Here is an 8,667-nt window from a genome sequence, read left to right on the forward strand (position 1 = left end):
GGGCTCGATCATGCCGGTCTGCTCGACCATGCGGCGGATCCATTTGTCGCTCTTGATGCTCATTGCGTTTCCGGTGCTGCGCGAGATTGTAGGCAGGCAGGCGGCTGCGAGAGCCAGGGGCTGCTAGGCACCGCCACGAGCTGATCGCTGTATACAGCGCGCGACCGCCGTGCTCCACCGGGCGCCGACGAACACGCGCTCACGCCGGCATCACGGGTGCGGGTCGGGCGATCTCCGGCTGCGAGTCGAAGCGCTCGAAACCGCTGTAGCAGATGAAGTGTCGATTGGTCGCGCGGCCGAACAACGCCAGGCCGAGCTTGGTGGCCAGCTCGTGTCCCATCTGCGTGATACCCGAGCGCGAGACGACCACGGCCACGCCCATTTGCGCCGACTTGATGACCATCTCGCTGGTCAGGCGTCCTGTGGTGTAGAAGATCTTGTCGCGGCCATCGATGCCGTGCAGCCACATCCAGCCGGCAATGGTGTCGATGGCGTTGTGGCGGCCTACGTCTTCCACGAAGGTCAGCAGTTCATCGCGGCGAAACAGCGCGCAGCCGTGCACTGAACCGGCCGACTTGTAGGTGCTTTCCTGGCGGCGCATGGCTTCGAGCAGGCCGTAGAGCGTGGCCTGGTCCAGGCGGCCAGCGGGGTCGGTCGGCGGCAACAACTCGACGCGGTCGAGCTCGTCCATCAGGCTGCCGAACACGGTGCCCTGGCCGCAGCCGGTGGTGACCACCCGCTTGGCGGTCTTTTCCTCGAAGCGGTCGATGCCGCGCCGCGTCTTGACGGCTGCGGCAGCGACATCCCAGTCGACCGTCACCGACTCGATATCGTCGATGGCGTCGATCAGGCGCTGGTTGCGCAGGTAACCGATGACCAGCAGCTCGGGCGCCGCACCGAGGGTCATCAGCGTGACCAGTTCGCGCCGGTCGACGAACACGGTGAGCGCCCGCTCGGCCGGGATCGAGATGCGCCGGCGCTGGCCGTGCTCGTCGAGCACCTCGACCTCCTGCGTCAGAGGGCTTCGAGTGTCGGTCAGGAAGATTTCAGGCTTCATCCACGCACTCTACACAAGCGATGCCGCACCGCACTCGGGGCGGCCGCAAAGCAGCAGCGAGAGTGCTTCGCACAGACGGCAAGGCTCATTGAGAGCAACAAACAAACAAGCCGCCCGCAGGCGGCTTGTCTCGCGTGAGGCTTCGCGCTTCAGGACTTCTTATCCGGTGCCGAGGCGGGAGTGGCCGCGGCCGCCGGTGCCGCCGGCTTGGGAGCGTAAGGGCCCGGATCGGTGCAGGCCGCTCCCGCCGCGCCGGGCTTCACGTCGCGGCCAGCCTTGCTGGCGTCGGCTTGGTAGCGCGTGACGGTCGCTTCCTGCGATTTGCAGAGTTGGTAAGCCGCGACCTGGGAAGCCCAGGCTGCCTTGTCCTTGGTTTCGGCCGCCTTCGCTGCGGCCTCCGGGCTCGGAGCCGGCAGTTTGGCCATGGCGGCCCCCGCAAAGGCTGCGGCAATGAACAGGGCGCTGAGTCGAGGTGCACGCATCTGCGTTCTCCGTTGAGTCTTCAAAGTCACACCGCGGCCTGCGGTTTGCCGTCTGCCGGCGAATTCGCCGAGCGCTGGGCCGGAATCTTGCCGGCCTTGATGTCGTCGTACCAATACTCGTGGTGCTCGCGCGCCCAGGTTTCGTCGACATAGCCAGTGCGCATGGCCTTGTACGCACCCTTCATCCCGAGCGTGCCGATGTAGATGTGGCCGAGGAACACGCACATCATGGCCACCGAAGCCACACCATGCACCATGTTGGCGATCTGCATGTCGCCGCGCGTGTAGGCCATGCCGGGAATCAGCTTGTCGAGCACCAGGCCGGAGCCGACGACGATCAGCCCGAGGAACAGCACGCCGCCCCAGAAAACCAGCTTCTCGCCGGCATTGAAGCGGCCCGACGGCACTTCTTTGCCGGACAGCATGCCACCGCCCTTCTTGAGCCAGGTGATGTCCTCTCGGCGCACCCAGTTGCTGCGCAGAAAGGTCAGGAACACGACGGTCAGCGAGACGGCGAACACCGGCCCGGCGAAGTTGTGCAGGTTCTTGAGCGCATAGGTGAGCCAGCCGAACAGCGTGCCTCCCATGATCGGCAGCAGAAAGAACTTGCCGAAGGCCATCACGATGCCCGAGATCGCCAGGCACACGAACGCGATCGCGTTGGTCCAGTGCGCCGCGCGCTCGAAGTAGGTGAAGCGCTCGATTACCCTGCCGGTTTCCTTGCCATGCAGACCGATCGCGCCCTTGGCCACATAAAACAGGCCGATCGCAACGACGACGATCAACAGCAGCGCACCGCCATACGGAATGATCCAGTTGTTGCGCACCTGCCGCCACGCCTCGCCGGCCGTGGTGAAACGCGAACCCGGGTATTGCACGAACTCCTGGATCAGCACGCCTTTCTCGGCGCCCGGCAGGCTGCTATAGCCCGGGTCTTCGCCCGACTCGCGAACGCCGCGCCAGAAGGGCGCGTTGTTGCCGGGCTGGCTCTCGGCACGTTCGGCGTTGGTTTCATTGAGCCGCGCTTCGTCGGTCGCCGTAGGCGTTGATGGCGTTGCGCTCGGGGCGCCGGCGTCGTACTGGGCTGCGGCGGTATTGGCCAGCATGGCCAACAAACAAGCGGCCAGTAACCTCGGGATGGTTCTCATCGTGGCGGTCCTCAGGCGTTGTCGCGCGACTCAACGGACACGCAGATATTCGTTCTGTCGCAGGGTGCGCTGCTTCAGGTGGCGCTCCCAACTCGCACGGTCGCCCGCTTTCCAGCCTTGGTCGGTGTACTTGGCCTGGGCGCCGTCCCAGACCTGCGTGTCGACCTTGCGTTCCGCCTGCGTGCCCTGCTGGGGCTCTTCGCCACAGCCGGCCAGGCCGAGCGCCGCGAGCCCGAGCACCACCGTGCCCAGTTTTTGACCGATCGTCAGGCGCTTCATGACTTGACGCCCTCCGCCTTGGATTGCGCACCGGGCTTGCCGTTCGCGCCAGCCGGGGGCTGGCCGTAGGCGGTGCCCCAGCCCCAGACCTCGGAGCCCTTGCCGCGCTGCATCACGCGGGTGCGGAAGATGTCGGCCACCACGTCGCCGTCGCCACCGAGCAGCGCCTTGGTCGAGCACATCTCGGCGCAGGCCGGCAGCTTGCCTTCGGCCAGGCGGTTGGTGCCGTACTTTTCGAACTCTGCTTCGGAGCCGTTGGCCTCGGGGCCGCCGGCGCAGAAGGTGCACTTGTCCATCTTGCCGCGCAGGCCGAAGGTGCCGTTGGTCGGGAACTGCGGCGCGCCGAAGGGGCAGGCGTAGGAGCAGTAGCCGCAGCCGATGCAGGTGTCCTTGTCGTGCAGCACCACGCCGTCGTCGGTGCGGTAGAAGCAATCGACCGGGCACACCGCCATGCAGGGCGCGTCGGAGCAGTGCATGCAGGCCACCGAGATGCTGCGCTCGCCGGGCACGCCGTCGTTGAGCGTGACCACGCGTCGGCGGTTCACGCCCCAGGGCACTTCGTGCTCGGCCTTGCAGGCGGTGACGCAACCGTTGCATTCGATGCAGCGCTCGGCGTCGCAGATGAATTTCATTCTTGCCATGTCGATCTCCGGAGGTCTGGTTTTTTCGTGATCAGGCGGCGTACTTCTCGATCTGACACAGCGAGGTCTTGGTCTCCTGCATCATCGTCACGCTGTCGTAGCCGTACGTGGTCGCCGTGTTGACCGCCTCGCCACGCACCACCGGCATCGCGCCCGCCGGGTAGTACGGCGCCAGATCCACGCCCTGCCAGTGGCCGGAGAAGTGGAAGGGCAGGAATACCGTCTCGTGGTTGACCCGCTCCGTCACCATGGCCTTGACCTTCAGGCGCGCGCCGGTCGGCGACTTGACCCACACGTCGTCGCCGTTGCGGATGCCGCGATCGTTGGCCGCTCTCGGGTTGATCTCGACGAACATCTCCTGCTGCAACTCGGCCAGGTAGGGGTTCGAGCGAGTCTCCTCGCCGCCGCCTTCGTACTCGACCAGCCGTCCGCTGGTCATGATGAGCGGGAAGTCCTTGCCGATGTCCTTGTTCTTGTCCTGAATTGTCTTGAACAGGGTCGGCAGGCGCCAGAAGGCCTTCTTGTCGTCGTGCGTGGGGTACTTGGCCACCAGATCCGGGCGGGTCGAATAGAGCGGCTCGCGGTGCTGCGGAACAGGGTCGGGGAAGTTCCAGACGAGTGCACGCGCCTTGGCATTGCCCCACGGGTGGCAGTTGTGCGCCATTACCACGCGCTGGATGCCGCCAGACAGGTCGGTCTTCCAGTTCTTGCCTTCGGCGCCCTTCTTCTCGGCTTCGGTGAGGTCGTCCCACCAGCCGAGTTTCTTCATCAGCACATGGTCGAACTCCGGATAGCCGGTGGTGATCTCGGAGTCCTTGCTGTGCGAACCGTCCTCGGCCAGCAGGTTGACGCCGTCACGCTCGACGCCGAAGTTGGCGCGGAAGTTGCCGCCGCCCTCCATCATCGTCCGCGTGGTCATGTACAGGTTCGGCGAGCCCGGGTGCTTGATCTCGGGCGTGCCGTAGCACGGCCACGGCAGGCCGAAGTAATCGCCGTCGAGCTTGTAGCCGGTTTCCTTGTCGATGCCGCCCTTGGCGCGCAGGGTCTTGACGTCGAACACATGCATGTTGCGCATGTGGGCCTTCAGGCGCTCCGGGCTCTGGCCGGTGTACCCGATGGTCCAGTTGCTGCGGTTGATCTCGCGCAGCATCGACTCGGGCTCGGGCTCCATCATGCCGCCCTTGCCGGCGACCAGCTTCATGCTCTTGACCAGTTCCTTGCCGAAATTGAGCTTCTCGGCGAGCTGGTACATGATCATGTGGTCGGTGCGGCTCTCCCAGAGCGGCTCGATGACCTTCTCGCGCCATTGCAGCGAGCGGTTCGACGCCGTGACCGATCCGCTGGTCTCGAACTGCGAGCACGCGGGCAGCAGATAGACCGCGCGGTTTGGGTTGAGCTCCTCGGGCTTGCCCGGCATTGCCGCCATGGCCGCGGTGGCCGAGGGGTACGGATCGACCACGACCAGCAGGTCGAGCTTGTCCATCGCCTTTTTCATCTCGAGCCCGCGCGACTGCGAGTTCGGGGCGTGGCCCCAGAAGAACAGACCGCGCAGGTTGCTGTCCTGATCGATCAGTTCGTTGTCTTCGAGCACGCCGTCGATCCAGCGCGAGACGGTCATTCCAGGCTTGGTCATCATGCCCGGCGCGTACTGCGCCTTGATCCACTCGTAGTCGAGGCCCCAGACCGTGGCGTAGTGCTTCCACGAACCTTCGGCCAGGCCGTAGTAGCCGGGCAGCGAATCGGGGTTGGGGCCGACGTCGGTGGCGCCCTGCACGTTGTCGTGGCCGCGGAAGATGTTGGCGCCGCCGCCCGACACGCCGATGTTGCCGAGTGCCAGCTGAAGAATGCAGGAGGCGCGCACCATCGCGTTGCCGATCGAGTGCTGGGTCTGACCCATGCACCACACGATGGTGCTGGGGCGGTTCTTCGCCAGCGTTTCCGCGACCATGTAGATGGTGGCCTCATCGACGCCGCAGGCCTCCTCGACCTTGTCGGGCGTCCACTTGGCCATCACGTCTTCACGGACCTTGTCCATGCCGTAGACGCGATCGTTGATGTACTGCTTGTCTTCCCAACCGTTCTTGAAGATCTGGTGCAGCACGCCGAACAGGAAGGGAATGTCGGAGCCCGAACGGATGCGCACGTAGGCGTCGGCCTTGGCGGCCGTGCGCGTGAAGCGCGGATCGACCACGATCATCTTGCAGCCGTTCTCCTTGGCATGCAGCATGTGCAGCAGAGACACCGGATGCGCCTCGGCAGCGTTGCTGCCGATGTACATCGCAGCCTTGCTGTTCTGCATGTCGTTGTAGGAGTTGGTCATCGCCCCGTAACCCCAGGTATTGGCGACGCCCGCGACCGTGGTGGAGTGGCAGATGCGGGCCTGGTGGTCGCAGTTGTTGCTGCCCCACAGGCTCACCCACTTGCGCATCAGGTACGACTGCTCGTTGTTGTGCTTGCTCGAACCGACGATGAACACCGAGTCCGGGCCGCTCGCCTTCTTGAGCTCCAGCATCTTGGCGCTGATCTCGTCGAGCGCCTGATCCCAGGTGATGCGTTCGTACTTGCCGCCCACCAGCTTCATCGGGTACTTCAGCCGGTATTCGCCGCGGCCGTGCTCGCGCAGTGCAGCGCCCTTGGCGCAGTGCGCGCCCAGATTGATCGGCGAATCGAACACCGGCTCCTGGCGGACCCACACGCCGTTCTCGACCACCGCATCGACCGCGCAGCCCACCGAACAGTGGCCACACACCGTGCGCCGCACCGAAACCTGGCCCGCGCCGGCATCGGCGCCCTTGACCTCGTCGGCGGCCTGCGCCTTGCGCATCAGCGTGAGCTGACCAGCGGCGAGACCGGCGCCTACCCCCAGCCCCGAACGGCGCAGAAAGGCACGCCGGTCCATGGTGGGAATGGCGCGGGAAACGCCGCGCGACAGGCTGGAAACCAGCGAGGAAACAGGCGAGCCGAAGCCCGCTTCAGGCGACTTGCGCGTGAGCAACATAGGGCCTCCGGCTCAGATTTTGGTGGTTTGGTAATAGCGCTGGACGTGCGCAGTGACGCGGTAGCCCGACGGGGTGTCGGCCAGCGCCGCTCCGGCAGCCGAAACCTCCGTCGCCGCGGGCGCGACGGCGCTCAGCTTGCCTGCGACAACGGCTGTAGCACCGGCGACGCCGGCACCGATTAGCAGGCCGCGACGCGCAACGGGCGCGGCGGAAGATTTGACGGTTTTGGTCATGGACATCTCCACAAGCTGGGGATTGAACTCTGCAATGCCTGCATATGTATACATTCAAGCGCGACACTTACCTCGAGTCAATGGGGTTCGACCGTAGTTCGCTGCAATGAGCTGCGCGCCACACCGCGCCGGGTCGTCCACCGGCAGGCAGCCGGCTCGAACGACCTGCCCCGCCCCCGTCGGCTCTCGAGGCTCGCGGCTCGAACAAACCGCGCACTGGCGTCTGCTCACTCCAACAGGTCGAACGCCTGGCGCTCGACCGCGAAAAAGTCACGCGCGAACAGCGCCGCATCGCGGTAGAAGTCGGCCCGCCCATGGCCGGCGATCTGTTCGCACAGGCGCTCGGTCCAGCCGGCGAGATGGTCCGAGTGAAAGCGCTTTTGCGCCGCAAGCGAACCGAGCACAGGGTCGTCGCCGGCGATCAGGAAGCGCATGACTTCGCACAGGCTGGCGATGTGATCCTCGGTTTCCCCGGCCGCATTGATTCGCTCGAGCCCGAGAGCGCGCAGATCGTGGCGAAGCTGCACCAGCGGCTTGTCGTTGATGGCGCCGGCCAGATGGAAGGAGCCGTACAGGAAGATCTCGGGTTTGCCGATGCCCTGAAACAAGGCGTCGTACTCGGTCGCGACCGTCTCCAGCGGCAAGCGCCGGGCGGTCGCCACCAGCGTGCCCCAGCTCGACTCGAGAAAGGCGCCGGGCGTGGGCGCCTCGGTCGGCGCCACGCGCAACTGTTCGTAGAACTCAGCGGCCGGTGCGGCGATGAACAGTTGCGCGAGCAGGCCGTACACCTCGGCGCGTGCCAGCTCCTCGCGGTCGTCGGGGGTGCTGAACTGCAAAGGCTGTGGCTTCATGAACAAGGGGCTCCGGCGGATCGCTCGAGGGACGGCTCAAAGATCGGTGATGCGAACTTCATCGGGGTTCGTGTGCAGGTCGATGACGCGGCAATCGCCGCACATTTTCAGGCGCTCGAGCGCCGCGCCCTGGAACATCGAGTGGCCGGCCAGCTTGCCGAGCATCGCCTCGATCGCCCCGTGCGTGCCGAAGGGCTTGCCACACTTGACGCACGACCAGGGCTGCATCTCGTGCAGCACGCGCGGCTGCTTGCGCGCCTTGCCGCCATCGGCCAGCCACAAGCGCGGCTCCAGGGCCAGCGCGTTCTCGGGGCAGGTGCCCACGCACAGGCCGCACTGCACGCAGTTCTTTTCGGTGAACTTGAGCTGCGGGCGATCGGGGTTGTCGCCGAGTGCGCTCTCGGGGCAGGCGCCCACGCAACTCAGGCACATCGTGCACTTCGCAGTGTCGATGCGCAGGCTGCCGAACGGCGAGGCGGCGGGCAAGGCGATGGCCTCGGCCTTTTGCGGCGCCTGCGCCAGGAGATGGTCGATGGCCAGCTCGAGGGTGGCGCGCTTGTCCGCCTGCACTGCGAAGGCGGCTGGTTGGGAAACGGTCTGCCCTGCTCCGGTCGGCGCCTCGTTGAGGGCCGCGTCGAGTGCAGCCACATCGCTGGCGGTGACGAGCTGCAGGTGCCGGCCGCTGTAGCCCAGGCCGGCGAGGATGGCTTGGCCGACGCCGAGCTGGGCGGCGACCGCCTCGCGGTAGGCGGGCGCTTCCTCGTCGGTCATCAGAACCCAAACGGCCGAAGCGCCGTAGGCGATCGCGGCGAGCCAGAGGTCGAGGCCGACCGAGGCGGTGTGGAACAGATCGACCGGCATCACATGCGCCGGCACGCCACGCACTGTGGCGGTGGCGCTCTGTGCGCGCAACGCCGCGCCGCCGGGAAGGCCCAGACGCGCCAGCACCGACGCCGCCGTGCCGGTACGCGCCGGCA

At 66.1% G+C, this 8,667-nt stretch carries 9 protein-coding genes; all 9 read right to left on the reverse strand.

Features of this window, described 5'->3' with window-relative positions; translation table 11 throughout:
- Positions 1 to 199: 199 nt before the first annotated feature.
- Entirely contained in the window at positions 200 to 1,057 is an 858-nt protein-coding gene (locus H0W40_RS17630; RefSeq protein WP_292448856.1) for a formate dehydrogenase accessory sulfurtransferase FdhD, read from the reverse strand.
- A 149-nt stretch (positions 1,058 to 1,206) separates the two neighbouring features.
- The gene (locus H0W40_RS17635) at positions 1,207 to 1,539 is read right to left on the reverse strand and encodes a hypothetical protein (protein ID WP_292448857.1); all 333 of its coding nucleotides are present in this window, start codon (positions 1,537 to 1,539) and stop codon (positions 1,207 to 1,209) included.
- A gap of 26 nt (positions 1,540 to 1,565) precedes the next feature.
- Positions 1,566 to 2,687: a formate dehydrogenase subunit gamma gene (locus H0W40_RS17640; protein WP_292448859.1), complete on the reverse strand. Its 1,122-nt coding sequence runs from the start codon at positions 2,685 to 2,687 to the stop codon at positions 1,566 to 1,568.
- Positions 2,688 to 2,717: 30 nt separating this feature from the next.
- Positions 2,718 to 2,966 (reverse strand): hypothetical protein, encoded by a 249-nt coding sequence (locus H0W40_RS17645; protein ID WP_292448862.1) that lies wholly within the window; start codon positions 2,964 to 2,966, stop codon positions 2,718 to 2,720.
- Entirely contained in the window at positions 2,963 to 3,607 is a 645-nt protein-coding gene (fdh3B, locus tag H0W40_RS17650) for a formate dehydrogenase FDH3 subunit beta (RefSeq protein WP_292448864.1), read from the reverse strand. Before fdh3B ends, H0W40_RS17645 begins: the two co-directional genes overlap by 4 nt.
- A 31-nt stretch (positions 3,608 to 3,638) precedes the next feature.
- Positions 3,639 to 6,605 carry a formate dehydrogenase subunit alpha gene (locus H0W40_RS17655; RefSeq protein WP_292448865.1) on the reverse strand — a complete coding sequence of 989 codons (2,967 nt, stop codon included), beginning with the start codon at positions 6,603 to 6,605 and terminating at the stop codon, positions 3,639 to 3,641.
- Between the two features lie 12 nt (positions 6,606 to 6,617).
- Positions 6,618 to 6,839 carry a formate dehydrogenase gene (locus H0W40_RS17660; RefSeq protein ID WP_292448868.1) on the reverse strand — a complete coding sequence of 74 codons (222 nt, stop codon included), beginning with the start codon at positions 6,837 to 6,839 and terminating at the stop codon, positions 6,618 to 6,620.
- A 227-nt stretch (positions 6,840 to 7,066) separates the two neighbouring features.
- Positions 7,067 to 7,690 (reverse strand): molecular chaperone TorD family protein, encoded by a 624-nt coding sequence (locus tag H0W40_RS17665; RefSeq protein WP_292448871.1) that lies wholly within the window; start codon positions 7,688 to 7,690, stop codon positions 7,067 to 7,069.
- A 36-nt stretch (positions 7,691 to 7,726) separates the two neighbouring features.
- Positions 7,727 to 8,667, reverse strand: a 941-nt coding sequence (locus H0W40_RS17670) for a 4Fe-4S dicluster domain-containing protein (protein WP_292448873.1), incomplete at its 5' end; no start/stop codon positions are given.

This window comes from Methylibium sp. (genome assembly GCF_013817345.1).
In the GTDB taxonomy this organism is placed as follows: Bacteria; Pseudomonadota; Gammaproteobacteria; order Burkholderiales; family Burkholderiaceae_C; genus Methylibium.

Excerpts from the sequence above, each read along its gene's own strand:
- H0W40_RS17630 (WP_292448856.1), bottom strand. The coding sequence starts at position 1,057 with ATGAAGCCTGAAATCTTCCTGACCGACACTCGAAGCCCTCTGACGCAG.
- H0W40_RS17635 (WP_292448857.1), bottom strand. The coding sequence starts at position 1,539 with ATGCGTGCACCTCGACTCAGCGCCCTGTTCATTGCCGCAGCCTTTGCG.
- H0W40_RS17640 (WP_292448859.1), bottom strand. The coding sequence starts at position 2,687 with ATGAGAACCATCCCGAGGTTACTGGCCGCTTGTTTGTTGGCCATGCTG.
- H0W40_RS17645 (WP_292448862.1), bottom strand. The coding sequence starts at position 2,966 with ATGAAGCGCCTGACGATCGGTCAAAAACTGGGCACGGTGGTGCTCGGG.
- fdh3B (WP_292448864.1), bottom strand. The coding sequence starts at position 3,607 with ATGGCAAGAATGAAATTCATCTGCGACGCCGAGCGCTGCATCGAATGC.
- H0W40_RS17655 (WP_292448865.1), bottom strand. The coding sequence starts at position 6,605 with ATGTTGCTCACGCGCAAGTCGCCTGAAGCGGGCTTCGGCTCGCCTGTT.
- H0W40_RS17660 (WP_292448868.1), bottom strand. The coding sequence starts at position 6,839 with ATGACCAAAACCGTCAAATCTTCCGCCGCGCCCGTTGCGCGTCGCGGC.
- H0W40_RS17665 (WP_292448871.1), bottom strand. The coding sequence starts at position 7,690 with ATGAAGCCACAGCCTTTGCAGTTCAGCACCCCCGACGACCGCGAGGAG.